At 75.5% G+C, this 24031-nt stretch carries 17 protein-coding genes and 2 tRNA genes; 12 read left to right on the top strand and 7 right to left on the bottom strand.

Annotation, left to right across the window (positions count from 1 at the left end; translation table 11 throughout):
• Nucleotides 1-929: 929 nt before the first annotated feature.
• Nucleotides 930-1451, bottom strand: a complete 522-nt coding sequence (locus tag ACMA1D_RS14145) for a universal stress protein (protein WP_349997335.1) — start codon at nt 1449-1451, stop codon at nt 930-932.
• 1413 nt (nt 1452-2864) lie between these two features.
• Between ACMA1D_RS14145 and ACMA1D_RS14140 the strand changes: the two genes are divergently transcribed.
• The 3 genes from ACMA1D_RS14140 to ACMA1D_RS14130 all read left to right on the top strand — a co-directional run bounded on the left by ACMA1D_RS14140 (nt 2865) and on the right by ACMA1D_RS14130 (nt 4991).
• Nucleotides 2865-4208 carry a helix-turn-helix domain-containing protein gene (locus tag ACMA1D_RS14140; RefSeq protein WP_414724298.1) on the top strand — a complete coding sequence of 448 codons (1344 nt, stop codon included), beginning with the start codon at nt 2865-2867 and terminating at the stop codon, nt 4206-4208.
• 4 nt (nt 4209-4212) lie between these two features.
• A complete protein-coding gene (orn, locus tag ACMA1D_RS14135) occupies nt 4213-4821 on the top strand; it encodes an oligoribonuclease (RefSeq protein WP_414724297.1) in 609 nt (202 codons plus the stop codon).
• A 94-nt stretch (nt 4822-4915) separates the two neighbouring features.
• Nucleotides 4916-4991: transfer RNA gene (locus tag ACMA1D_RS14130), tRNA-His, on the top strand.
• 97 nt (nt 4992-5088) lie between these two features.
• Here the strand turns inward: ACMA1D_RS14130 and ACMA1D_RS14125 are convergent.
• The 4 genes from ACMA1D_RS14125 to ACMA1D_RS14110 form a co-directional block, all read right to left on the bottom strand.
• On the bottom strand, nt 5089-5313 hold the full coding sequence (locus tag ACMA1D_RS14125) for a hypothetical protein (RefSeq protein ID WP_414724296.1): 225 nt from the start codon (nt 5311-5313) through the stop codon (nt 5089-5091).
• A 456-nt stretch (nt 5314-5769) separates the two neighbouring features.
• Complete coding sequence (locus tag ACMA1D_RS14120; protein ID WP_414724403.1) at nt 5770-6825, bottom strand: LacI family DNA-binding transcriptional regulator; 1056 nt, start codon at nt 6823-6825, stop codon at nt 5770-5772.
• A gap of 471 nt (nt 6826-7296) precedes the next feature.
• Nucleotides 7297-8289, bottom strand: coding sequence for a spermidine synthase (locus ACMA1D_RS14115; RefSeq protein ID WP_414724295.1), 993 nt, complete (start codon nt 8287-8289; stop codon nt 7297-7299).
• A gap of 99 nt (nt 8290-8388) precedes the next feature.
• Nucleotides 8389-8868 carry a hypothetical protein gene (locus ACMA1D_RS14110; RefSeq protein ID WP_414724402.1) on the bottom strand — a complete coding sequence of 160 codons (480 nt, stop codon included), beginning with the start codon at nt 8866-8868 and terminating at the stop codon, nt 8389-8391.
• Between the two features lie 542 nt (nt 8869-9410).
• Here ACMA1D_RS14110 and ACMA1D_RS14105 point away from each other — a divergent pair.
• On the top strand, nt 9411-11240 hold the full coding sequence (locus ACMA1D_RS14105) for a hypothetical protein (RefSeq protein WP_414724294.1): 1830 nt from the start codon (nt 9411-9413) through the stop codon (nt 11238-11240).
• A gap of 309 nt (nt 11241-11549) precedes the next feature.
• Here ACMA1D_RS14105 and ACMA1D_RS14100 read toward each other — a convergent pair whose 3' ends face one another.
• On the bottom strand, nt 11550-12167 hold the full coding sequence (locus ACMA1D_RS14100) for a histidine phosphatase family protein (RefSeq protein ID WP_414724293.1): 618 nt from the start codon (nt 12165-12167) through the stop codon (nt 11550-11552).
• A gap of 271 nt (nt 12168-12438) precedes the next feature.
• Here ACMA1D_RS14100 and ACMA1D_RS14095 point away from each other — a divergent pair, with 271 nt between their 5' ends.
• The 7 genes from ACMA1D_RS14095 to ACMA1D_RS14065 all read left to right on the top strand — a co-directional run bounded on the left by ACMA1D_RS14095 (nt 12439) and on the right by ACMA1D_RS14065 (nt 21376).
• Nucleotides 12439-13509, top strand: coding sequence for a phosphatase PAP2 family protein (locus ACMA1D_RS14095; protein ID WP_414724292.1), 1071 nt, complete (start codon nt 12439-12441; stop codon nt 13507-13509).
• Nucleotides 13424-15055 carry a hypothetical protein gene (locus ACMA1D_RS14090; RefSeq protein ID WP_414724291.1) on the top strand — a complete coding sequence of 544 codons (1632 nt, stop codon included), beginning with the start codon at nt 13424-13426 and terminating at the stop codon, nt 15053-15055. The genes ACMA1D_RS14095 and ACMA1D_RS14090 overlap by 86 nt, the downstream gene beginning before the upstream one ends.
• The gene (locus ACMA1D_RS14085; protein ID WP_414724290.1) at nt 15055-17052 is read left to right on the top strand and encodes a hypothetical protein; all 1998 of its coding nucleotides are present in this window, start codon (nt 15055-15057) and stop codon (nt 17050-17052) included. Before ACMA1D_RS14090 ends, ACMA1D_RS14085 begins: the two co-directional genes overlap by 1 nt.
• 287 nt (nt 17053-17339) lie before the next feature.
• Nucleotides 17340-18623 carry an AAA domain-containing protein gene (locus ACMA1D_RS14080; protein WP_414724401.1) on the top strand — a complete coding sequence of 428 codons (1284 nt, stop codon included), beginning with the start codon at nt 17340-17342 and terminating at the stop codon, nt 18621-18623.
• Between the two features lie 311 nt (nt 18624-18934).
• A complete protein-coding gene (locus tag ACMA1D_RS14075; RefSeq protein WP_414724289.1) occupies nt 18935-19303 on the top strand; it encodes a hypothetical protein in 369 nt (122 codons plus the stop codon).
• Nucleotides 19304-20309: 1006 nt separating this feature from the next.
• Nucleotides 20310-21236 carry a hypothetical protein gene (locus ACMA1D_RS14070; RefSeq protein ID WP_414724288.1) on the top strand — a complete coding sequence of 309 codons (927 nt, stop codon included), beginning with the start codon at nt 20310-20312 and terminating at the stop codon, nt 21234-21236.
• A 66-nt stretch (nt 21237-21302) separates the two neighbouring features.
• A tRNA-Lys gene (locus ACMA1D_RS14065) sits at nt 21303-21376 on the top strand.
• Between the two features lie 96 nt (nt 21377-21472).
• Here the strand turns inward: ACMA1D_RS14065 and ACMA1D_RS14060 are convergent.
• Nucleotides 21473-22768 carry a M6 family metalloprotease domain-containing protein gene (locus ACMA1D_RS14060; protein ID WP_414724287.1) on the bottom strand — a complete coding sequence of 432 codons (1296 nt, stop codon included), beginning with the start codon at nt 22766-22768 and terminating at the stop codon, nt 21473-21475.
• A gap of 426 nt (nt 22769-23194) precedes the next feature.
• On the opposite strand from ACMA1D_RS14060, the gene ACMA1D_RS14055 reads away from it, so the two are divergent.
• Nucleotides 23195-24031, top strand: an 837-nt coding sequence (locus ACMA1D_RS14055; RefSeq protein WP_414724286.1) for a PAS domain S-box protein, incomplete at its 3' end; no start/stop codon positions are given.

Below are 24031 nucleotides of genomic sequence, written 5' to 3'. Positions count from 1 at the left end.
CCCCCCCCCCCCCCCCCCCCCCCCCCCCCCCCCCCCCCCCCCTCCCGGTGCCGACGTCGCCCTCACGTCGGCGTGCAGCCACCCACCCGGGAACCGTCACTCCCGGCCGGCGGCGCGTCTGGCCCCCCGCTGCGTGGCGGTGTGCCACGTGTGGGGTGTGTACCCCTCACAAACGCACAATCCACCTGACGGCGGCGAAGAACTCATGCCCCGTCAACCTTTTCCCGCGCCCGACCACTTCCGCCGCGGCGCCCGGCCGCGTCCACTGCCGCGCCCGCCGCCCTGTACGCCGCCGCTCCGGCCGCCGCTCCCGCCCGCCCCGTCCGCACCCGATCCGCACCGCGTTCCGCCGCCATGATCGATAGCAGTTGCGAACACGGCGGCAGCGTGAGGCAGCGGAGGCCGGGGCGGCGGAGCGCGGGCGCGGGCCGCCCGGCGGGGGTGGCCGGCGGGTGCGGCGGGCCGCCGCGCGGGTGGCGCGCCCGGATACCGGGGTGCGCGGGCGCGCGGGCCACGCGGCGGGACGCCGGCACGTGCCACCGGGCAACCAGAACCGGCGCCGCGGTCGGCCGGGGCGCCCGCCCGCGCGCCGATCGGGGCCCCAGATGCACGGGCGGGATGGCGTAAATCCGTAGGGCCAACCGGGGGACCCCGCGCGGCCATCCGTCGGATCGAGGTCGGCGAAAATGTCCGGAAGGCGACCCACACCCACGGGGGCCGCCCACCGGTCACGTACGCGTGCGAGCCGCGGGCGGCTACCCGCTGGAGGATCGGTGAGGGGCCGCTCGTGAACCGTCTGTGGATCGATCGGGAGCCGCCCGCGGGTCGATCGGGGACCGCTCATGGATCGCTCGGGAGCCGCGCGCGGGCCCGTCGGGACCACCCATGGGCCCACCGGGCCGCCCGCGGGTCGAGCGGGGCCGGATCAGCTAGGGGATGACGACTACCGGGCGCTGCGCGCGGCGCGCGAGCCGGCCGGCGACGGAGCCGAAGATGCGGCCCACCAGGCCGTGCGTGGAGCCCACGACGATGGCGTCGGCCGCGTACTCCCGGCCGACCTCCTCCAGTTCGTGGCAGATGTCACCGCCGCGCTCGACCAGGATCCACGGCACCTCGGCGAGGTGGTCCGCGCAGGCGAGTTCGAGGCCGAGCACCTCGGTGCGGTGGTCGGGTACGTCGACGAAGACGGGGGGTTCGCAGCCGGCCCACACCGTCGTGGGCAGGCGGTTGGCGACGTGCACGATGATCAGTCCGGAGCCGGAGCGGCGGGCCATGCCGATGGCGTAGGCGAGCGCTCGCTCGCTGGACATCGAGCCGTCGAAGCCGACCACCACACCGTGCTGGAACGCCGGATCGCAGGGATGACGCGTCTCTTCCGCCGCTTCGGGGTGCGCCGTCGAGTCGGCGACCCGCTTGCGGTCCGCGGGTTCGGGGATTTCGTAACCGGCCATCTGTTGTCTCGGCGAAGAAAGTCCTGTTGCACAGGGGTTCGGCGGGGGGCTACTTGCGGTGGGCGGCGAAGTGTGGAAGTGGGACGACGCTACCGGACCGAATTCGTCCGGGATTCACCTTTCCACCCTCATACCCCCAAGGGTACGGCGCCGCTCCACGCCTGCCCAGGGACCACCCCGGGCGTGAGGTAGCCGTGGCGGGCTTCATCGGAGCATGCCGGAGGGGCGCGCCGAGCGCAATGCCCCAAGTGGCCCCCCGGCGTACGCCGTGCGGTGGTCCGACGGCAAACAAGGCGTTGTAGTACCCACCAGCCGTCACCCGGAGGGATTCCCGCCCGGAAGGGCAGGGTTCGTGCCCCGACTCAGCGAGTACACCCCACCGGGCCGCGCCGCGGTACCGGGCGCGAGGAATGCGGCGCCTGACGCGGGGGCGCCGCGCCTGGTGCGGGGGGCGGCATGTCCGGTACGAGGGGCGCCGCGTCCGGTGCGGAGGACTCAGCGCCCGATACGAGGAGTGCCGCGTCCGGCACGGGGGGCCAGCGTCCGGTACGAGGGGCGCCGCATCCGGTACGAGGGGTGCCGTGCCGGGTGCGAGGGGTGCGGCGCCCCCGCCCGCCCCAGGCACCGCGTCCGCGCCCCCGTCTTCTCCTGCGGCACTCCCCCACCGGCCCCGCAAGCCCCAGCCGCCCCGGCCACCTCGCCCTGCGCCAGGCCCCGCGTCAGGCCCGAGCTGCCGGGGCGCGGCGCCGCCGCGGGCCTCCGAGCGGGCTGGTTCGGGCGCCGGCGACCGGTGGGGTGCGTTCTGCCGGACGCCGGCACCGGTGCCCTCCTGGCGTGCGGAGCCTCCTTCGACGGCGCCACCGGCATCACGCTCGGGCTCGCCGCGATGACCGCAACCTGCCGTGCGCTGCTGCGCCGCACCGAGCGGCGGGCGGCGCGAATGAGCGGTGACCGGCTCCGCGTTCGCGGCGTACGAAGGCGCCGTACGGCACCCGATGAGCCCGCTATGAGCGGCCTCTCCGATGGCCGTACGACGGTCGACTGATGTGCTCGTACGTTTGCGGCCAACTGTTTTCAGCCAACTTCGGAACAAGTTGTCCCTGTTCCTCAAGAGGCCCCCAAACCCACGTCTGACCAGCTAGGAAAGGAGTGTTGGGGGTCTGGACCCCCTACGGGGAGTGGGCATCGGCGAAAGGCGCACTTCCCAGCAGGCGCTACGAGTGCAACGCTTCGTGATCGAATGCTTTACGCCAAGTTGTCATGTCGACTTACGGGCGAGTGGTGAACTGGTCACGGTGACCACACGCGACACAGTAGATTCGATCTTGGCCATGACCGGCGGGGGAACCGTTCAGGACCGAGGGGAAACGTGCAGGACCGAGAGGACGCGACCACCCAGGGGGGCTTAGTTCCATGAGCCAGGACTCCACAACCGTACCGGAGGCCGCCCGAAAGCTCTCCGGACGCCGCCGCCGGGAGATCGTCGCAGTGCTGCTCTTCAGCGGCGGCCCCATCTTCGAGAGCTCCATACCGCTCTCCGTTTTCGGCATCGACCGGCAGGACGCCGGCGTTCCCCGCTACCGATTGCTGGTGTGCGCGGGCGAAGACGTGCCGCTGCGGACCACGGGCGGGCTCGAACTGACCGCGCCGTACGGCTTGGAGGCCCTCTCACGAGCGGGCACCGTCGTCGTACCGGCGTGGCGGTCGATCACCCAGTCACCGCCCACGGCCGCGCTCGACGCGCTGCGCCGTGCGCACGAGGAGGGCGCCCGCATCGTCGGGTTGTGCACGGGCGCCTTCGTCTTGGCGGCGGCCGGGCTGCTCGACGGGCGACCGGCGACGACGCACTGGATGTACGCACCCACGCTCGCCAAGCGCTATCCGTCGGTCCACGTGGACCCGCGGGAGCTCTTCGTGGACGACGGTGACGTACTGACTTCGGCGGGCACCGCTGCCGGCATCGACCTGTGCCTGCACGTGGTCCGCACCGACCACGGCGCGGACGCGGCCGGTGCGCTGGCCCGCAGGCTCGTCGTACCGCCCCGCCGCTCCGGCGGGCAGGAACGCTATCTGGACCGCTCGCTGCCGGAGGAGATCGGCGCCGACCCGCTGGCCGAGGTCGTGGCGTGGGCGTTGGAGCACCTCCACGAGCAGTTCGACGTGGAGGCGCTGGCGGCGCGCGCGTACATGAGCCGGCGGACCTTCGACCGAAGGTTCCGCTCGCTCACTGGGAGCGCTCCACTCCAGTGGCTGATCACCCAGCGGGTGCTCCAGGCGCAGCGGCTCCTGGAGACCTCCGACTACTCCGTCGACGAGGTCGCCGGGCGGTGCGGGTTCCGCTCACCGGTCGCGCTGCGCGGGCACTTCCGGCGGCAGCTCGGCTCGTCGCCCGCGGCGTACCGGGCCGCGTACCGGGCCCGCCGGCCGCAGGGCGGACCGCCCGAGCGCTCGGACCGGCCGGAGCGGCACGAGCGGGCCGACCGACCAGAGCTGATCGAGCAGCGCCCGGGCGACCCGGTGCAGGTCCGCCGGACGTCCGTGGCCGCGGCAGCCGCCCACGGCGGTCCCGCCGGCGCCACGGCGCTCACGCACGGCGGACTGGCGCACGCCGGGATGGTGCACGGCGGCCAGGCGCACGGCGACCGGGAGGCCGGCAAGCCCGATTCGGACGCCTACGCCCATCGGTTGCCCGAGCAGTCGGCCCGCACCCCGGGCCGCGCCAGCCTGCCCGGCCAGCGGGAACGCCCCGTAGGGTGACGGCATGAACGATCGCATGGTGTGGATCGACTGCGAGATGACCGGCCTCTCGCTGTCCGACGACGCGCTCATTGAGGTGGCCGCGCTGGTCACCGATTCCGAACTCAACATCATCGGCGACGGCGTGGACATCGTGATCCGTCCACCCGCCGAGGCGCTGACCACCATGCCGGACGTGGTGCGCGAGATGCACACCGCGTCGGGGCTGCTCGACGAGCTGGACGGCGGCACCACGCTCGCCGACGCCGAGCAGCAGGTCCTGGCGTACGTCAGGGCCCACGTGCCGGACGTGGGGAAGGCACCGCTGTGCGGAAACTCGGTCAGCACCGACCGTGGCTTCCTGCTCCGCGACATGCCGGACCTGGAGGGCCACCTCCACTACCGGATCGTCGACGTGTCGTCGATCAAGGAGTTGGCCCGCCGCTGGTACCCGCGGGCGTACTTCAACAGTCCGCCGAAGAACGGCAACCACCGGGCGCTCGCCGACATCCGGGAGAGCATCGCGGAACTGCGCTACTACCGCGAGGCGGTTTTCGTGCCGCAGCCCGGCCCGGATTCCGAGACGGCGAAGGCCATCGCGGAGAAGCACGTCCTGCCGTCACCGAAGGCGTGACACGGCTCGCTCCCGGCTCTCCATAAGCCGGGAGCGAGCACCCCTTCGGACCCTGTACACTTTTTCTCGGCCGGCAAGGAAAGCGCCGGTCATGGTGGGTATAGCTCAGCTGGTAGAGCACCTGGTTGTGGTCCAGGATGTCGCGGGTTCGAGTCCCGTTACTCACCCCAAGAGGCCGGGTGGCTGGTCTGCGGAAACGCAGCAGCCGCCCGGCCTTCATCGTTTCATGGCCACACGACGGCCAAACAGCCCGGCACGCGAAGGCGCTCAGCCCTCCGGGGCCGGCCAGTGGTCCATGTCACCGCCGCGCCACTCGATCTGTTCGGGGTCGTCCAACCTCAGGTCGTCCGGGTCCTCCACGCCGGCCCGGCGCAGGAACTCCGCTACGTCCCCGCGCCCGTGGGCCAGGCCGACGATGACACCGCGGATCGTGACCCGCCGCCCTCCGGAGGCGACCGGCGGATGGACGATCACGGGCGGGTGCTCAGCCATGGTTCCAGCGTGCGCCCGGGGCGGCCGGGGCGCACATCGGGGTCGGTCGTGTGCTCCGGGATCTGCCTCCCTTTGCGGCCTGCCCGCTCCGGGACCTGCCTCTCTGGGGGGGGCGGGCCGCGGGCGGCCGGTGGGCTGGGGCCGGCTGCTGCGGCTCGCCAGGCGGTGGGCTGAGGGAGGGGCGCCGGGCCGGCCACCGGGCCCCGTATCGGCTCCGGGTCCGCCCGGCGCCCGCCCCCGCCCGCTCCGTATCCGCTCCGCCACCCCCGCACCCAACCGCCCCGTGCAGGCGTGGCGGGCGCCGGGCGCGGGTCCGGCCCGGCGCGGGCCGGGGTCGGGGCCGTACGGCGGGCCGCGGCGGCGCCCCGCACCGGCCCGCAGGCGGGGCTGACGCCTCCGGGACAGCGGGACCACACACGGGGCCGTCACGGGACCACCGCGGGGCGCCGGGGCGCGTCAGGAGGACTCGCGGCGCACCAACTCTGCGGGGAGTACGAGTTGGGGGCGGGGCAGCGGCGTGCCGGTCTGGGGCGCGTAGCTGGCCATCTGTTCCAGCAGGACCCTGGCCATCGCGCGGCCCATCTCCTCCGTGGCCTGGCGGACGCTGGTCAGCGGCGGGTCCATGTGCCGGGCCAGCGGCGAATCGCCGTAGCCGACGACGGCGACGTCGTCGGGGATCTTGCGGCCGTGCTCGCGCAGCACCCGGCGGGCGCCCGCGGCCATCACGTCGGAGGCCGCGAAGACCGCGTCGACGTCGGGGCGGCGGGCCAGCAGGGCGGCCATCGCACGCCGGCCGCCCTCCTCAGTGAAGTCGCCCGGCTCGACCAGGTCCGCGGCACGCGGCAGGTCGGCGGCCTCCAGCGCCTCGCGGTAGCCGTCGAGACGGCACTGCGCGGTGTACGTGTCGAGCGGCCCGGTGATGGTGGCGATGGCCCGCCGGCCCCGTTCGACGAGGTGGGTGACGGCCGCGCGGGCGCCGCCGAGGTTGTCGGAGTCGACGTACGCGGCGGCCTCGCGGGCGGTGCGCCGGCCGCTGAGCACCGCCGGTATCTCCATCCGCTCCAGCAGGTCGGGCAGCGGGTCCGCGGCGTGCGCCGAGATCAGCAGGACGCCGTCCACGCGGTGCGCCGCCAGGTAGTCCGCGAGCCGCTGCCGTTCCTTGGCGGTACGGACGATGGTGAGCAGCAGTTGCAGGTCGGTGTCGGCCAGTTCGCCGCCGACGCCCCGGATGATGTCGGAGAAGTACGGCTCGGCGAAGAGGCGGGTCTCCGGCTCGGGGATGACCAGGGCCACGGCGTCGGCCCGGTTGGCGGCCAGGGCGCGGGCCGCGCGGTTCGGCACGTACCCGAGGTCGGCCACCGCCTGTTCGACCGCGGCGCGGGTACGGTCGCTCACCCGCGGCGAACCGTTGATCACCCGTGATGCGGTGCCCCGCCCCACTCCCGCCCGCGCGGCAACCTCCTCCAGGGTGGGCCTGGTTCGCCCGGCACCCCGCCGTCTGGCCGCCGCCATCCGTGTCTCCCCCCTCATGCGCCGGTCCCCTCCGTCGCGCCGACGATCGCTAGACATTCAACAACAATCAAATGTCGGCAGCCGTGCCGCGCATCCGCCTCCGCGGCCCTGATCTGCGCCAATGCTTCAACTCCTCACAACAGGAGGCCGCTTAGGCGCCGACACGTGTTCACAACCCACAAACACGCCGCCGCGCTCCGCACGGGCCCCCGACCCATCCGTACGCGAGTTCTCTCCCCCCTACGCGGCGGGTCACGCGCGGGGGAACGCGGCAGTAACGTGTCCGCGCCGCAGGTGACCACGGTGCTGCGGGTCGCGTCGCGCCCGCGTGGACGGGGGTGGGGCACGGCGGCGCCGGAGGCAGCGAAACGTTTGGGCTGGCCGCGGGCCGCGCGGGGGGGGGCGGACGGCCGAGACCGGTCAGCCCAGGTTCAGGTCAGCTCAGGTCAGGTCAGGTCAGGTCAGGTCAGGTCAGGCGAAGGTGTCGGGCGGTGGGGGCGGCGATGCGGTGGCGTCCGCGTCGGTGGTCGGGCGGGCGCCACCGGTGAAGTCGGCCAGGGAGCGGCCGTGTTCGACCCGCGCCAGGTGCGGGTCGCTGGCCGCGCGCCGGGTCAGTTCGGCGATCGGCAGCGGGGCGTCGCCGGCGAGCAGTACGGCGTTGCCGAAGCGCCGGCCGCGCAGTACGGCCGGATCGGCGGTCAGACAGGCTTCGGCGAAGACTGCACGGGCGGTGGCCACTTGGCCTCGCAGATGGGTCAGCGGGGCGCCGTCGGCGATGTTCGCCGCGTACCAACCGCCGGGCCGCAGCGCGCGGCGGACCTCGGCGAGGAACTCGACGCTGGTGAGGTGGGCGGGGGTGCGGGCGCCGTGGAAGACGTCGGCGATGATCAGGTCGGCCCAGCCGTCGGGCACTTTGCCGAGCCCCGCCCGGGCGTCGGCCGCGCGGACCCGGATGCGCCAGCCGCTCTCCCACGGCAGCTCCCGGCGTACGAACTCCACCAGCGGCGCGTCGACCTCCACGACCTGCTGGGTGGAGCGGGGCCGGGACGCGGCCAAGTAGCGGGCGAGGGTGAGTGCGCCGCCGCCGAGGTGCACCGCCTGGACCGGCCGGCCCGGCGCCGCGACCAGGTCGATGACGTGGCCGAGCCTGCGTTGGTACGCGAAGTCGAGGTAGCCCGGGTCGTCCAGGTCCACGTGGGACTGCGGGGCGCCGTCGATCAGCAGGGTGTAGCCGCGCGGCCGGTCCCGGTCCCCCACCAGTTCCGCCCGGCCGCCGGCCACCTGTGCACGGGCCGGTTCGGCTGCGGTACGCGCGCGGGCGCGGGCGCGTCCCCGCCGGGCGTCGGTCGGGGCTGCCGCGCCGTCGGGCGCATCGGCCGCAGCGGCGGCCCCGGCCCGCCCCACCCGCTCACCCCGCGTCCGCGATTCCGCACCGCCCTGCCGTCCGCGTTTGCCTCGTGCCATCCGACCAGTATCGATCACCGCAGGCCACGGGGGTGCGGGCGGTGCACGGCGGCGCATCGGTGGCCGAGGACGGGCGCGCCCGCGGGCGCCGGGGCCTCGTCAGCGGCAGCGGTCCACAGCCTCGATCACCCGGGCCGCCTCCCCGAGCGCGGCCCGCAGCACGGCCGGGTCGGTGGTCTCGCGGTACGCGTCGGCGGGCGGCACGAGCCAGGCGGCGCCGGCCAGCGGGGGCGGGGGCGGGGCCGGCTGCGCCGGTTCGGGGCCGGCGTCCCGGTCGGCGCGATCCTCGCGCGCGGGGCCGTCCCCCCGGTTGGCGCCGGCTTCCCCGGCCGGGTAGGCGCCTGCGGCACGGCCCGCGCCCGGCGTCCCGGCGGCCTCAACGGCCCCGATGTCCAGGCCACGGCCGTGCGTACGGGTGCAGGCGCTGCCCGGTACGTCCCATTCGGCGGCGGTGCCTGCGGGCACCACGAAGCTGAGCGTGTTGTCCGCGCCGTCGTGGAGCACCGGGCCCACGCCGTCGGACTCGCGCAGCAGCAGGTCAGCGGCTTCGAAGCCCTGCCGGGCGGGGACGGTGACCACGTCGCACGCACCCGCCGCGGGTTCCCCGGGGGCGGGTTGCGTGGTGGCGACGGGTTGCGCGGTGGAGCGCGGTGGCGGGGCGGCGGCCGGCCGGGGCGCGGGGCGCGGGGCGCCCCAGCCGGCGCGGTCGGCGCGCGGGTCGGGCGGGCCGGCCGCGGTGTCGTCGCGGCCCCCCACCGGATGCGGTCGGGCGAGCGGCAGCGGGTTGCCGCGCTCGTCGCTGGGGCGGTGGCGGAACTGTGCGGGCATCCGCGAGCCGTTAGCGTCTGCCCCGGTGGCTGATGTGGCGTCCGGCAAGGGGACCCCTCCTCCGCGTGACTGCCATGGTCCAAGGAGACCAACGCAACAAAACGTCAACAGCTACGGCGCAAGGCCGCCGCAAAGGATGGCACTTCATGGCAAATCACGGGTGAGATATCCGTTTTGTAGCCAAATCTCGCTGTGATCCCGCTCACCCAGCCGGTACGGTCGTGCCGCCGATTCACGGCACCGGTCCGCCCCTGGCAGCGCCCCGGGGCGGGGATCGCCAGGAGGGCACCGCCATGGCCTCGGCATCAGAACCCGCGTCGCCACGGCCGAACGCGGCCTTCCGGCGGCTGCGCGGACAACTCTCTCCGGGCGAGTTCGCGGCCCTGGTGCGGCGCTCGGCGCGGGAGATCGGCGAGCAGGTCTCCTGCGACGCCCGCTACATCGGACGGGTCGAGTCCGGCGCGATCCGCTGCCCCAACTATGCGTATGAGCGTGTCTTCCGGCACATGTTCCCCGGCCGCACCCTGTCCGACCTGGGCTTCGCCCCACGGGCGAGCGTGCGGGGGAACGGTGTGCGGGAGGCGGCGCCGGACGCCGGGCGTGCGGCGGCGCAGCCCACCGCGCAGGGCTGGCCCGGGGCGCCCACCGGCCGGCCGGGCGCCGGCCCGCCCGCCGTACACCCCACGGCACACAACGGTGCCCCGGCCCCCGACGGCCCATCCGGCCCCCTGGCCGCTCACCCGCCCGGCGCCCACGCGGGCACGCCAGTCGCACCGACCACCCCGAGCGCTCCAGCCACGCCAACCCCCACGCCAACCCCCACGCCCGCGGCCTCGGCGCCCCACGCGCCGGAGGGCCCGTACCCGGCGAGCGGCCCGTACCCGGCAACGAACCCGTACCCGACGGACCCTCCGGACGCCCCGTACTCCCCGCTGCCCGCCCGCCCCCGGGCCGCGGCTTCCGGTGCGGCCCCCGGCCGGCCCGCAGTCGACCAACCCGCCAGCCACGAGGAGGGCCCCGTGCGCCGTCGTGCCTTCATGACCCTGGGCTCCGCCACGGTGGCCGCCGTCTCGCTGGAGCTCGGGCCCGCCTGGGCTGCCGGTCCGAGCGCGCCGGGCGGCGACCCCGGCGGCGCCCCGACGCGCGGCGGGGCACGCGCCGCCCGGGTGCCGCGGTCGCCGCTGACGGCCGAGCTGCCGCAACTGCCCCGACCGCGCGGGCGCATCGGTACGACGGAGGCGGCGGCCCTGGAGGAGGCCGTGCGGCACATCCGGCTGTTGGACGACCGGCACGGCGGCGACGGCATCTACCGCGGTGCCGTGCAGCCCCTGAACGCCGCCTACGACCTGCTCGACGCGGGCACCGGCGTGCAAGCACTGAGCCGGCGGCTGCACGCGGGCGCCGGCGAGTTGGCCATCTCGGTGGGGTGGCTGGCCCACGACTCGGGGCGGGTCACCCAGGCGCGCTCGCACTACGCGGAGGCGCTGGCGACCGCGCGGCTGGCCGATGACCAGGCCCTGGAGTCGCACGCGTTCTGCAACATGGCCTTCCTGGCCAGGGACGCGCGGCGCCCCCGGGAGGCGGTGCAGGCCGCGCAGGCCGGGCAGCGCGCCGCGCGCGGGCTGGCCTCGCCCCGGCTGCTGTCGCTGCTCGCGCTGCGCGAGGCCGGCGGCCGGGCCGGGCTCGCGGACCGGGCCGGCTGCGTACGGGCGCTGCTCCGGGCCCAGCGGCTGTTCGACGCCGGTCCTTCGGACGCCGATCCGGAGTGGATGACGTTCTTCGGCGAGGCGGAACTCGCGGGGCTTGAGGCGCAGTGCTGGTCGGCGCTGCGGGAGTGGCAGCGGGCGGCGGAGCACGCGGAGCGCGCGGTGGTGCTACAGGGCCCGCAGTTCGTCCGCAACACCGCGCTGTTCACCGCCGAACTCGCCCTCGACCTGGTCGGCGGGCGCGCCCCCGAGGAGGCCGCAGCCGCCGGCGAACGCGTCCTCGCCCTCCTCGGCCAGGTCCACTCCACCCGCATCCGGGCCATGCTCGACGAGGTGGCCGACGGGCTGCGCCCCTGGCGCAAGCAACCCGCGGTGGCCCGCTTCCTGACCCGGCACGCCGCGGCGCGCCACGGCTGAACCGGGCTACGCGCGGGCGCGCGCGAGGGTGGGCGATCGCGGCGCCGGCCCTACGCGCGGGCGCGCGATGGCGATGCTGGCTGCCGGGCGGGCGATGACGGCGCTGGTTCTCGTCCCCCGCGCGCGTAGGTCACGCCTGACGCTCTCCGCCTAGCGTGCGCGGGCGACTGGGGCTGCCACGCCGAGGAGTCGTGAGATCCGCTGCCGCCTAGGCGCGCGGGCGGGCGGTGGGCCGGCCGTACCCCGAACGTCTGGCCGCGCGCCGTACCGCGTACCGCGCCCGCGCGGATCGGGCGGCCGGTGGGGCGTTCAGGCGAGGTGGCCGGTGTCGTTCCAGCGCTCGATGGCGGGCTCCCCGTAGGCCCAGCCGAGGATGGAGAGCGAGGTGGGGTCGAGGCGGATGCGGGCGCCGAAGGCGAGGTCGAAGCCGAGCCAGCGGGCGGCGAGCGAGCGCAGCACGTGGCCGTGGGCGAAGACCAGCACGTCGCGGTCGGCGGCGCGGGCCCAGGCCACCACCTCGTCCACGCGCGCCGTGACGTCGGCCACCGACTCGCCCGGGGTCGCGGTGCCCGGGACGCCGGTGGGCACCCCGTCGCGCCAGATCAGCCAGTCGGGCCTGACCGCCTTGATCTCGTCCGGCGTCATGCCCTCGTACGGCCCGTAGTCCCACTCCATGAGCGCGTCCCAGGGCGTCGCCCGGCCGCCGAATCCCGCCAATTCGCAGGTCTCGCTCGCGCGCACCAACGGACTGGTGCGAATCTCGACCTCCGGGAGCCCGTCCCAGGGGGCGCGGTGCAGCCGCTCGCCGAGTAGCTTGGCGCCGCGGCGCCCCTCGTCCAGGAGCGGGATGTCCGTGCGACCCGTGTGCTTCCCGGACAGCGACCAGGCCGTCTGGCCATGGCGGGCCAGCAGGATACGTGCTGCCATCGAGGGGGCCTTTCGCTCGTTCGGGGGGTTAACCGGGCAGGTCCGGCATGCCGGCGGCCCGTGATCCATCATCGCGTACGAGTTCGATAGGCAACCCGCAGGGCCCGCGCGGCGTCTTGTCCCCTGCGCACCACGGCCGGGAGGCCCCCACAGCAGGCAAACCCGACATTTGGCCGGACTATCCGGGGTGGATGTGCGGGCCACTCCTCGGAGACCGTACGGTTGACTGCGCGCCTTTTGGCCGCCTGAACACACTTGGGAGAGCGACCGGATGCCCCATACCGCGCCCCGTACCGGGTCACCACAGCGCAACCAGCCCCGCTGGTGGGCCGAGTTGCCGCTGATCGCCGTGGTGTACGCCGCGTACTCGGCCGGCCGACTGTTGGCACGGGGTTCCGTGTCCGACGCCGTCGACCACGGCCTGGGCATCCTGGAGTTCGAGCAGACCCTGCACATCGACTTCGAGACGCCCCTCAACAACCTGTTCACCGAGCACGCCTCGCTCGGCATACCGGCCGACTTCGCGTACGCCTCGCTGCACTACGTCGTCACCCCGGCGATCTTGGTGTGGCTGTGGAAGCGCGCCTCGGCCAGCTACCGCCTGATGCGCACCTGGCTGTTGCTTTCCACCCTCATCGGCCTGGTCGGCTTCACCCTGCTGCCCACCTGCCCGCCCCGGCTGCTCGACGCCAGCCACGGCTTCGTCGACACCATGGCGCAGTACGGGTCGTACGGCTGGTGGGGCGGCGAGGCCAGTGCGCCGCGCGGGCTGGGCGGGCTGACCAACCAGTACGCGGCGATGCCGAGCCTGCACGTCGGGTGGGCCCTGTGGTGCGGCATCGTGCTGTGGCAGCACGGCCGGGGCCGCTGGGCCAAGGTGGCCGGCGTGGCGTACCCGCTGCTCACCCTGCTCGTCGTGATGGGCACGGCGAACCACTACTTCCTGGACGCGGTGGCCGGCGCCGCCGTGATGGGCATCGGCTTCCTGCTGGCCAAGCCCGCCCTGCGGCTCGCGGCCCGGGCCCGGGCCAGGTTCGGTGACACCGCCGTGAGCGGCGCTGCCCCGGCGGGTGCGGAGGCCGGTGCGGGCGGTTCCGGCGCCGCGTACGGGCCGGGCGACGGTCCCGCGGAGGCGCCGCAGGAGCGCTCCGAGCCTGCCGCGGTGGGCTCGGCGGACGCGGCGGCGGCGCAGGTCGCGGGCGCCGATTCCGAGGTGAGCACACCGGTTGTCAGTGGTGGGTGCGAGACTTCGGCAGGTGAGCACATCCCTCAACAGCCGACGCGACAAGCCGACCGCGACGCCGCCGCCTCAGCGGACGGCGCTCGGGCAGCGGCTCGCTGAGCTGCGGGGGCCGCGGGTCACCGCGCGCCCGCTGGACGCCCGTGCGCTCGCGGCGCTGGCCGCCAACCCCGGCTGCCGCCGCCGCGCGCTGCTCGACGGCGCGGGCGTGGACAAGTCGGCGCTGGCCACGGCGCTGGGCAGCCCCGCGACGTTCGGCCAGTCGTACTTCGCGCACCAGCGCGGCAACGTCTTCGAAGCGCGGGTCACCGCGGACGGCGGGGAGCAGTTGGTCGCGCTGCTGCGGGAGCGCGTCACCGACCCAGGCCCGCCGCCCCCGCCGGGCGCCGTGGACGCGCCCGAGCTGACCGCCGACGGGCCCGACGGCCGCACGGCCCGTACCCGGATCGCCCTCGCCGAGGCCACCGCGGCCGGCCGCTGGGCGGTGCTCCGGCATCCGATGGTGAGCGTGTCGGTGGCCGGCTCGCCCGCGTACCTGGAGCCGGACGCGGTGGTGGTGCACCCCGACGGCAGTTGGACCGTCGTGGAGATCAAGTCCTTCCCCATGTTGGACGGCACGGCGGACCCGACGAAGGTGGGCGCGGCGGCCCGACAGGCCGCGGTGTACGTGCTGGCGCTACGCGAGCTGGCCGGGGTGATCGGTGCGGTTGGTTCGACCGGTGCGGTTGGTTCGGCTGGGGCAGCCGATTCGGGCGGTGTGGCCGGTTCGGCCCGCGGGGCGGGAGCGGACGGCGCCGGGGCTGCCAGTCCCGATCCGGGTCCCGATGCCGATGCCGGTCCTGATGCCGGTGGGGCGGCCGGACCCGCGGGCGGGGGCGGTGCGGCCGGTGCCGGGGCGTCCGTGCTGGGCGGGACGGGGTTGAACGGGCCGCAGGACGGCACGGTGGACGCGGCGGGGCTGGTGCGGCAGCGGGTGCTGCTGGTGTGCCCGAAGGACTTCTCGAACCTCCCGACGGCCGAGCTGATCGACGTCCGCAAGCAGCTCGCGGTGACCGGCCGGCAGCTCGCCAGGCTCACCCGGATCGAGGAGATCGCCGCGGCGCTTCCCGCGGGCGCGACGTTCGACCTGATGCTCGCGGACGACGGCAAGACCCCGACGCGCCCGCTGGCGGAGCTGTCCGCCACCGTGGACGCGGTCCCGGCCGCGTACGTGCCGGACTGTCTCGCCTCCTGCGAGCTGGCCTTCCACTGCCGGCACCAGGCGCGGGCCGCGGGCGCGGTGGAGACCCTGGGCCGGGGCGTACGGGGGGAGCTCGGCGGCCTCACGACGATGGCGGCCGTGCTCGCGGCGGCGCACGGCCCCGGTGCGGAGCGGGCCGCGGGAGCGGCGGAGACGGGAGCAGCAGAGGCGGGAGCGGGGGCCGGGCCCGCACCGGCCCGGGCGTCTGATCCCGCCGGGGCGCCCGGCGTGGCCGATCCTGGCGCGTTGGCCACGGCGAGCGGGGACGCGGCCGATCCCGCGGTGCTCGCGCTGCGCAGGGCCGCGGCGCTGCGCGCGGAGGCGCTGGCCGAGGCCGCCGCCGCCCGCGCGGACGCGACGGCCTGCGGGCCGGGGACCGGATCGGCCGAGCGCGGGGAGGAGGGCTGATGGCGCTGTTGACGACGTTGGCGCGGATGGAGGCGGTGCGCTGTGGGCGGGCGCTGCCGGCGGCCACCGTGCTCCACCGGCACCTGGCCGACCGACCGCTGGTGTTCGTGCCGCTGACCACCGCGGGCGAGGCGGGCGCACCGCTCGGTGCGCTGGTGGGCACGGACCGGGACGCGCCCCGCCTCCTGGTCGTACCGCAGCCGCGCGACCGCGACCTGCGGTTCACGTTCCTCGCCGAGCTCGCCGAGGCGATGCTGCCGCACTTCGCGGGCGCCGCGGACGAGGTGGAGTGGGAGGAGCGCAAGGAGACCGACCCGGAGACCGGGAAGCGGGTCACGGTCCAGGTCGAGCTGTGCGCCGACGCGCCGCAGTTGCTGGTGCCGAGCGGTCCCGGCATCGATTTCGTACGGCTGCTCGGCCGGTCGATGCGGTTCCGCAGGGCCGCCGAACACGAGCCGGAGGGCGTCGCGGGCTCCTCCTCGGCGGCCCTGCGGCGGCCTCCGGTCGGGCTCGTAGCCGGCACCGTGCGCGAGGACGGCGGTACGGAGGCCCAACGCGCGGGCGCGGGCGACGCGGCAGGGACGCCGGCGACGGGTGATCCCGCGCGGGCGGGGGCGGATGATCCGGCGCAGGCGTCAGACGCGGCGGTGGCCGGGACGGCCGCGCAGGTGGCGGCGCCCGCGCGGGTGCCGCTGCTCGGGCGTTGGCTGACGCACTACGGCGAGCGGGCCCGGGTACCGGGTTCGTCGCTGTTGCTGGCCCTCACCGATCTGCTCGGGCAGCACTGGGCCACCGGGCAGAGCCGGATCGAGGACCAGCACCTGGGGGCGTTGCTGGCGTGGATCGATCCGCCCGAGGGGCTCACCGGCCCCGAGGCGGCGCTGCTGGCCGAGTCCGCGCGCGACGCGCGCGGCCAGTTGAGACGCCCGCCCGCCGGCCCCGCGACCGACCCGGCCTTCGACAACCGGCTGCTCGCCCCGACCATGGCGCGCTACGACGCGGCTCGGGCCGGCGGCGACCCCGCGGCGATCGCCGAGGCCGAGCAGGCCATGCGCGCGTTGGTCGCCGGCCAGCTCCAACCGACCTGGGACGCGCTGTGGCACGGCATCGACCTGCTGCGGACGCTGCCGGTCGGGGCGCGGGTCGGCGAGCGGTGGAAGCGTGACCGCTGGTCGTACACGGGCCACCGGGACCGGGTGCGGGCCGGCGAGCCGCCCCAGCCGAAGTGGGACGACGCGGTGACCGCGGCGCGCAAGCTGGCCGCGCGGGAGACCGCCCAGACGCAGCTCGACGCGCAGGAAGCACTGGACGATCCGCTGGTCATGGCGGCCAGGCGGCTGGCCGGCGAGGCGTTCGCCGGGGCCGTCACGGCGGTGGAGATGGCGTACTCGCAGGCGAAGGTCCCGCGCCCGCGCCCGCTCGTCACACTGACCACCGACGACCGGCCGCTCCTCGACGAGGGGACCAAGCTCTACCGGGCGCTGGCCGGCGGCAAGACGCAGACGGCGGAGTTCGTGGCGTACGGCGTGGCGGAACGGGACGGCGCCGCCGGGCCCGCCGAAGCGCTGACCCTGGTGGTGCGGCTCACCGGCGGCATGGGCCGGGGCAAGGTCCCCGAGGCCGGTACGGTGCCCGAGACCGGCGACCGGGTGTGCTGGACCCTGTTCGAGCACGCACCGCGCGGCGGGCCCGAACTGCCCGAGCCCGAACAGACCCCGTGGACGCACGGCGGCCCACCGCTGCACGCCGGCGCTCCGACGGCGGCCGTGGCCGTGGAAGCCGCCGCGGTCGCGGTCGCGGGGGACGCTGGAGCCGGCGGGCCCGGCGAAACAGGCGGTACCAGTGGGATCGGCGGAATCAGTGGAGCCGACGGAGTCGACAATTCCGCCCCGTCCGGCGCCGCCGCCGAAACCACCGCCGAGGTCGGCAACCCGTCCGTCCCGTCCCTGCCGCCCGCCTTCCTGCCCGACCCCGTGACCGACGAGGACTTCCTGTGAGCGACGCCGACGCCGCCGCCCCCGTCCGCCTCACCGGCCCGGGCGGCCCGACCAGTCCGAGCGACCCGACCGCCCCCGGCGGCCCGGGCGGCACCGCCCGCCCCCTCCAGCGGCCCGACGCCCGCCCCGCGGCCGGCGGAACCGACCCTCACACACCAGGCCCCCACCCACCGGGCCCTCGCACGCCGAGCCCCCACGGCCCCGGCTCCCCCGGCCCCGGAACGGGCAACTCCGCGGGGGACGCGGGGTTCGATCCGGGGGCCGAGGCTGCCGCGGCGACCGCGGCGATCCTGGCCGACACGGTGCACGGCACCGAGCGCGGCGTGGTGGTCGACTCGCCGCCCGGTGCGGGCAAGTCCACGCTGGTGGTGCGCGCCGCCCGGGAGCTGGCCGCGGCCGGCCGGCCGCTGATGGTCGTGGCGCAGACCAATGCGCAGGTGGACGACCTGGTGCTGCGGCTGGCCGAGGCGGAGCCCGAACTGCCCGTCGGCCGGCTGCACAGCAGCGACCCTTCGGCGTACGACCCGGCGCTCGACGCCCTGCCCGCGGTCCGCACCTCCGCCAAGATCGCCGAGCTCAGCGGGCTCGACGTGGTGATCTCGACAGCCGCGAAGTGGGCGCACACCAAGAACGTCGAGCCGTGGCAGCACGCCATCGTCGACGAGGCGTACCAAATGCGTTCCGATGCGCTGCTGGCCGTGGCGGGGCTCTTCGAGCGGGCGCTGTTCGTCGGCGACCCGGGGCAGCTCGACCCGTTCAGCGTGGTCGGCGCCGAGCAGTGGTCGGGCCTCGCCTACGACCCGTCGAGCAGCGCGGTCAGCACCCTCCTCGCGCACAACCCGCAGTTGCCGCAGCACCGGCTGCCCGTCTCCTGGCGGCTGCCCGCCTCCGCCGCCCCGCTCGTCTCGGACGCCTTCTATCCGTACACGCCCTTTCGCAGCGGCACCGGCCACGGCGACCGGCGGCTGTCGTTCGGCGTCGCGTCCGACGGGTCGGGCATCGACCGGGTGGTGGACGAGGCGGCGGAGTCCGGTTGGGGCCTGCTGGAACTGCCCGCCCGGCACACGCCGCGTACGGATCCGGAGGCGGTACGGGCGGTGGCCCTGGTGGTGCGCCGGCTGCTGGACCGCGGCGGGGCCGCGACCAGCGAGCGCGGTCCTGACCCGGTGCCGCTGACGGCGGCCCGGATAGCGGTCGGCACGGCCCACCGCGACCAGGCCGCCGCGGTCCGGGCAGCGCTGGCCGACCTCGGCGTGGCCGGCGTCGTGGTGGACACCGCGAACCGGCTCCAGGGCCGCGAGTTCGACGTGACCGTCGTGCTGCACCCGCTGTCCGGCCGGCCCGACGCCACCGCCTTCCACCTGGAGACCGGCCGGCTGTGCGTGCTGGCCTCCCGGCACCGCCACGCCTGCATCGTCGTCTGCCGCGCCGGCGTGCCCGAGCTCCTGGACGAACACCCGTCGACGGAACCGGTCCAACTCGGGGTGAGCCTCCGTTTCCCGGACGGTTGGGAGGCGAACCATGCCGTCCTGGCCCATCTGAACGAACACCGGGTCCCCTGGCGCCCGTGAGCGGACACCCCGCGGGCGGCCTCGGACTGCTTGTTTGAGCCGGCCAAACGGGTCGGCCGGGGTTGCGGCGGGCTGGCGGGCTGGCGGGCTGGCGGGCTGGCGGGCTGGCGGGCTGGCGGGCTGGCGGGCTGCGTACGGTACGCGGCGCCGGCCTTCCCCGTCGGCCCCCTTCTCAGCACATCCTCGGCACCACCCCTCAGCACGCCCTCGGCCCCACCTCCGGCCCGGCCCCCGGCCCCGTTTCGCCCGGCCGAGTGGTCTTGCGCGGGGCTGGACAATGGAACGCGGCACTCAACACCGGAGGTAGATCCATGTCCGAGCCGCATTCGGCTGCCCAACCGCGCACCAGCCCGGCGCGGCGCCTCAAACCCGCGCCGCTGCTCTTCGAGCCCTCCGAGGCCACCGCGGACCCCGAGCACTTCTTCGACCTGGAGTCGATGGAGGACCCCGCCGAACTGCTGGCCCGCTCGACCGAGCTGACGCTCGCGTTCCGGGCGGCAGCGGACCGGGCGACGGAGTTCCAGGCGATGGCCGCGGCGCAGCTCGCCGACCCGCAGCGGTTCGACCGGCTGCCGCTGGCCGCGATCGCCGAACGGGCGGACTGGACCGAGGACTACGCGCGGAAGATGGTCGAGTTCGGGCGTGAATTGCTGCGCGACGGCGCCGTGGCGGAGTCCTGATCCGCCCCACCCCGACGCGGCGACCCCGCTCCTGACCGGCCCGACGCCCCGCCGAGCGGGCCCGGTACGGAGCGGGCCGACACCCACCGGCCCCCGCCCCCAAGGCCCCCACCAGGCACGACACACCTCCGCCGGACTGCACGGATCACCATCGGGAGGGCCGTACGGGAAGCCGTCCGCACCGCATCGGGCGCCGCGGGCCCGCTACCCCGGCACCGGCGCGAGCACACGCCGACCGGATAGGCCAATGGACCAGGCAGGACACATGCACCAGTGGCACATGCCCGCCAGGTAGGCGGGGCGCAAGATACCCCGCCCTGCCCCGCCGTGTCCCGGTTTCCGGGATTCGTCCAAAACGGAAGATGGACGCCCGGTAAGTATGTCCGCCATGACCAGTACCAGCGACAGCGCGAACGGTGGCGGAAGGCACGGCAGCGAGATCCGACTCGCCCGGAGGTGCGGGGGCGGTCGGCCGTCGTGCAGCGGGACGCAGCCGGGGGCGGGCGGCGGCGTACCGCCCGGCAGCGGCCACCCGACACACCCCGGCCCCGCCGCCAGCCCTGTCGCCAGCCCCGCCGCCGGCCCCCGCACTGGTCACCCGCAAGACGCCCCGCCCCCCGCCGCCGACCACGCGGAACCCCGCTCCCCGAGCACCGCCCCGGCCCCGTGCGGAAACGAAACCCCACCCCGTACGCCGCCCGCGCCGGGCCCCCCGCACCCCCGCGCCGACACGCCCCCGGACACCACCCCAGCCCCACCAGTTCTCCCCAGCCCATCCGCCCCGGCCGCCCCGGCGACCACCCCCGCCGGCTTACCGACCCGGCAGCCGCGGCGGCCGGGGGGCGCGGGGAGCGGTCTCAGTTCGGCGCCGCAGGACGCGTACGAGGGCGCCCGGCAGGCCCGCCGCGCCCAGGGCACGGCCCCCACCAGGCCGGAGTCCGCCCCGCAGCGGCCGGTGCGCGGGCGGCGGGAGAGGTCGGACGACCCGCGGTACGGGGCCGCCTGGGTGACGCCCGCCGGCGCGGACTGGCTGGCCTCGGCGAGCGCCTTCCCGCGGAGCGTGCACGCGCTGTGGGCGGCGCGGCCGGGGGCGCCCAGCGTGCTGCCCTGCGGGACCGCGTTCGACGTGGTGAGCGCGCCGGCGCTGTTCGGGCGGCGGATGGTCGACCGGCTCTGGTGCGACGGCCCGGGCTCTGGGCCGGTCGCGGTGCAGCGCGGGCGCGTGCTGATGTTCACCAGACCGGGCGTCGCCCAGCGGCTGCCGTCCCTGCTGAGCTGGGAGGAGTGGGGGGCCGGGGTGCCGCCGCTGCTCTACCACGGCACCGGCGACGCGGTCACCATCCCGCCGCTGCACGCCGCCGAGCCTGCCGGTCCCGCCGGCCCCGCCGGCCCCGGCGACCTACTGGAGCCGGCCGATCCGCTCCTCGGCCCGATCCGCGCCCAGCGCCCCGACACCCCCCAGCCCTCCCCCGCCACCCAGCTCCCACCCGGCGCGCCCGCCCTGCCCGGCCTCCCCGATGTGCCCGGCCTGCCCCACGGCGCGGCCGGCCCGGCGCAGCCCGGGCACCCCGCCGCCGGCGCCTCCCGCCTGGCCGGCGAGCCCCTGGTGCACGAACGGCCCGCGGCCCCGTACGGGGGCCGGCCCGAACCCGGCCCCGCGGGCATCGACCCGGCGCACACCGCGCGGACCGGCCCCGCGGCGCACCCCCAGGCGCTCGACGCGCGGCCGGTGGACGGCGCCGACGCCGACGGGCTCGCCCAGGCCCTGGCGGGCCCCGCGTCGCGCTGGCTGGTCGCCCCCGAGGTGCGCCACCCCTGGCTGCCCGGGCCTGACGTCCTGCTGTGGGCCTGTGTCCGCGCCGCCCGCAGGCAGGCCCGGGGCGCGACCGCCGGCACGCCCGTGACCAGGGCGAGTACGGCCCGTAGTGACTGATTCACCTCAGCCATGACCGATTTTCATTCCGCCGGCCCCGGGTGCTAATGTCTTCTACGTCAGCGAGCGCCGCTAGCTCAGTTGGTTAGAGCAGCTGACTCTTAATCAGCGGGTCCGGGGTTCGAGTCCCTGGCGGCGCACCTGAAGAAGGGCCTCCGTATTTCGGTACGGGGGCCCTTCGGCGTGCCAGCGGCGGTCCTCGGGCATCTCTGGCCGCTCCGGTCCCCGGGGCTCGCTCAGCCGGCAGGCTCGTAACTGATCTTCACGGTCCAGGTCGCGCCCCGTCCCTCGGGGCCCGCCTTCGAGCCGGTCGCATCCGCCGCTGAGGCGTCGGGGAGCGTTGCGTCCTCCACCGTGATGCGCAGGCCGTCCTCGGGCGATTCGTAGCTCTCGCCCACGTCGAGCGGGGCGTCGGCGAGGGTGGGGTAGACCGACGCGCTCTCGCAGGAAGTGCTTCCCGGGTGGCCGTCGACGACCTTGATGGGGCCCTCGGTGGAGGCGGTCCCGCTGCGTACCCGGTAGATCAGCACGCCCTCCGTGCAACTGCCCGCGTCGTTGCCGTACGCGCCGCGCGCCTCGACTGCCAGCACGCTGTCCGGGCCGGTGCGCACCACCACCAGGCGCGGATGGGCGGGCCCGTCTGGCGCGCGGGGGACGCCGAGCGGGTCGAGGGTGTGCAGGACGGTGCCGGGGCGGTGGACGCAGACCACCTCGCGCCCGCCGATCCACCCCAGCTTCCACTTGTGCCAGCCGAACGGCTCGGGCGCCATCCCGAACTGGCTGCCCATCAGGTCCCAGTCGCCGACGTAGGTGTCCCAGTCGCCCTTGCCGTCGCTCGGGCGGTGGTAGAGGTCGGGCAGGTCGAAGACGTGCCCGGTCTCGTGGGCGAGGACGTTGTGGTCGGGCGGATGGCGTTCGAAGACGGTCACCAGTCGGCGCAATCGCGCATCGTCTGCGATCAGCGGCTGATCGAGGTTGACCACCTTGGTGGCGTCCGCGTCCACGCCGGGGGCGCCCGGGTCGGCGACCAGATAGACCAGGTCGTAGCGGTCGAAGTCCACTTCCGGATCGGCCGTGGCGAGCGCGTCGCGCAGATAGGCGTCGCGCCGCTCGCCGCCCCAGTCGCGCTGTATGGCGTACGAGGTGGCCGGCGCCGGCATCGTCAGCCAGTGCCGCAGCGGATGGACCCGCAGGTCGAGGCCGCCGTACGAGGCGCGGGCGAAGAAGTCGGAGGTGCCGGGGAAGTGGTCGGCGGCCAGCTCGGCCGGGGAGAAGGTCGGGCGGCTGCCGGGGAAGGCGAGGAAGACCATCAGGGCGTCGACGGTGCCGGTCGGGCGCGGATATTCCGCGTTCCAGGAGTCGAGCCCCTCGGAGTGGTGGGCGGCGGTGCGCTCCAGCGCGCACGGGCCGCCGGGACCGGCCGCGGCGGCGGGCCCCGCGACCACGGTGGTCGCGACGACCGCGCTCAGCGAGGTCAGGACCGCCGCGGCCCGGCGCAGCGGCCCCGTCCCGTCGCGACCACGCGAACGCATCACAACGACCTCCGCGGGGGAAACGAGGAGACACCCTCCCCCACCTTGTGGTGTTTTATTGCGGTACGCCCTGTTCCACTCGACCAGTCGAGTGACAAGGCTGCCATGCGGGTATGTAACAGAAAGTCACAGCCGGTCAATTGAAAGCTGGGATCGTGCACGGTCCGCCAAAAGCAATCAATCTCTTGCCTCGACCCCAAGGTCGCACCGTTGATCACGGCGGTGTCGCTGGAATGGCCGAAGAGCAAACCTCTATGATCGCCACATTTCCAGCGCGAATTCCCTCTCCGGGTCGCCCGCATCGGCTGCCCGACGTCCGGTATGTGACTGACCCACACCCTGTACGAGACGAGCGCCTTGCGGGAGCGAGCGGTGAGCGGATCTCTCGACGGCCAGAGCGGCGCGCGCAGCGCGACCCTGCCGACGATGACGGAACGTAACGCACCACTGAGTGAGTACCGCGCCGCCTTTCATGCCGCGCATGTGGCGATGGCAGTCGTCGACCACGAGGGGGTGGTACGTGCCGCGAACGCGGCTCTCGGAGCGCTGCTCGGCGCCGCCCCCGAGCAGTTGGCCGGCACCGCCGCCGCCGACCTGGCCGACCTGCGGGAGGACCCGCGCCTGTGGGGCGCGTACCGCGAAGTGTTGCGCGGGCGGCACGACCGGTTGCGCTGCACCCGGCGGCTGCGGGGGCCGGACGGCCGCTCCCGCTGGGTGGAGATCACCGTCGTCCCGCTGGTCGACGAGCACCTGCTGCCCGCCGTGCCGGCACCGGACACGCGGACCGACCGGCGCGCGGAGCCGCGGCCCGGCCCGCGCTCGGCCGCCGCGGAACAGCTACCCGAGCCGCGCGAGCTGCGCGCGGACCGCCGCACCGACCACCTGCCCGACCGCCGACCCGAGCAGCGCCCCGAGCAGCGGCACGGGCCGCGCGCGGAGCGGTCGGCGGCGCCGCGGTCGGTGCTGCTGACCGTCGTGGACGTCAGCGAACAGCACGACCTCCAGGCCCGGCTGCGCCACCTCCAGATGCACGACCCGGTCACCCGGCTGCCCAACCGCAGCCTGTTCTTCGAACGGCTGGCCAGTGCGCTGGAGGCGGCCACCGGCGGTCAGGGCGGCGTGCAGGTGGCGCATCCGGCGGACGGGCCCGAGCCGGTGGACGGCGCGGGCGCCGGCGGTCAGGGCGGGCCGGCCGACTGGGGCCAGGCGCTGCCGCCGGGCGGGCGGGCGACCGCCGTGGGCCCGGTGCCGGCCCCGGCGGCG

Origin of the sequence: Streptomyces sp. 796.1 (genome assembly GCF_047525675.1) — a bacterium.
Lineage (GTDB): Bacteria > Actinomycetota > Actinomycetes > Streptomycetales > Streptomycetaceae > Streptomyces.
Note: the sequence above shows the minus strand (reverse complement) of the source record. Positions and strands in the feature narration are given on the sequence as shown.

Excerpts from the sequence above, each read along its gene's own strand:
- ACMA1D_RS14145 (WP_349997335.1), bottom strand. The coding sequence starts at position 1,451 with ATGGCCGGTTACGAAATCCCCGAACCCGCGGACCGCAAGCGGGTCGCC.
- ACMA1D_RS14140 (WP_414724298.1), top strand. The coding sequence starts at position 2,865 with ATGAGCCAGGACTCCACAACCGTACCGGAGGCCGCCCGAAAGCTCTCC.
- orn (WP_414724297.1), top strand. The coding sequence starts at position 4,213 with ATGAACGATCGCATGGTGTGGATCGACTGCGAGATGACCGGCCTCTCG.
- ACMA1D_RS14125 (WP_414724296.1), bottom strand. The coding sequence starts at position 5,313 with ATGGCTGAGCACCCGCCCGTGATCGTCCATCCGCCGGTCGCCTCCGGA.
- ACMA1D_RS14120 (WP_414724403.1), bottom strand. The coding sequence starts at position 6,825 with ATGGCGGCGGCCAGACGGCGGGGTGCCGGGCGAACCAGGCCCACCCTG.
- ACMA1D_RS14115 (WP_414724295.1), bottom strand. The coding sequence starts at position 8,289 with ATGGCACGAGGCAAACGCGGACGGCAGGGCGGTGCGGAATCGCGGACG.
- ACMA1D_RS14105 (WP_414724294.1), top strand. The coding sequence starts at position 9,411 with ATGGCCTCGGCATCAGAACCCGCGTCGCCACGGCCGAACGCGGCCTTC.
- ACMA1D_RS14100 (WP_414724293.1), bottom strand. The coding sequence starts at position 12,167 with ATGGCAGCACGTATCCTGCTGGCCCGCCATGGCCAGACGGCCTGGTCG.
- ACMA1D_RS14095 (WP_414724292.1), top strand. The coding sequence starts at position 12,439 with ATGCCCCATACCGCGCCCCGTACCGGGTCACCACAGCGCAACCAGCCC.
- ACMA1D_RS14085 (WP_414724290.1), top strand. The coding sequence starts at position 15,055 with ATGGCGCTGTTGACGACGTTGGCGCGGATGGAGGCGGTGCGCTGTGGG.
- ACMA1D_RS14075 (WP_414724289.1), top strand. The coding sequence starts at position 18,935 with ATGTCCGAGCCGCATTCGGCTGCCCAACCGCGCACCAGCCCGGCGCGG.
- ACMA1D_RS14060 (WP_414724287.1), bottom strand. The coding sequence starts at position 22,768 with ATGCGTTCGCGTGGTCGCGACGGGACGGGGCCGCTGCGCCGGGCCGCG.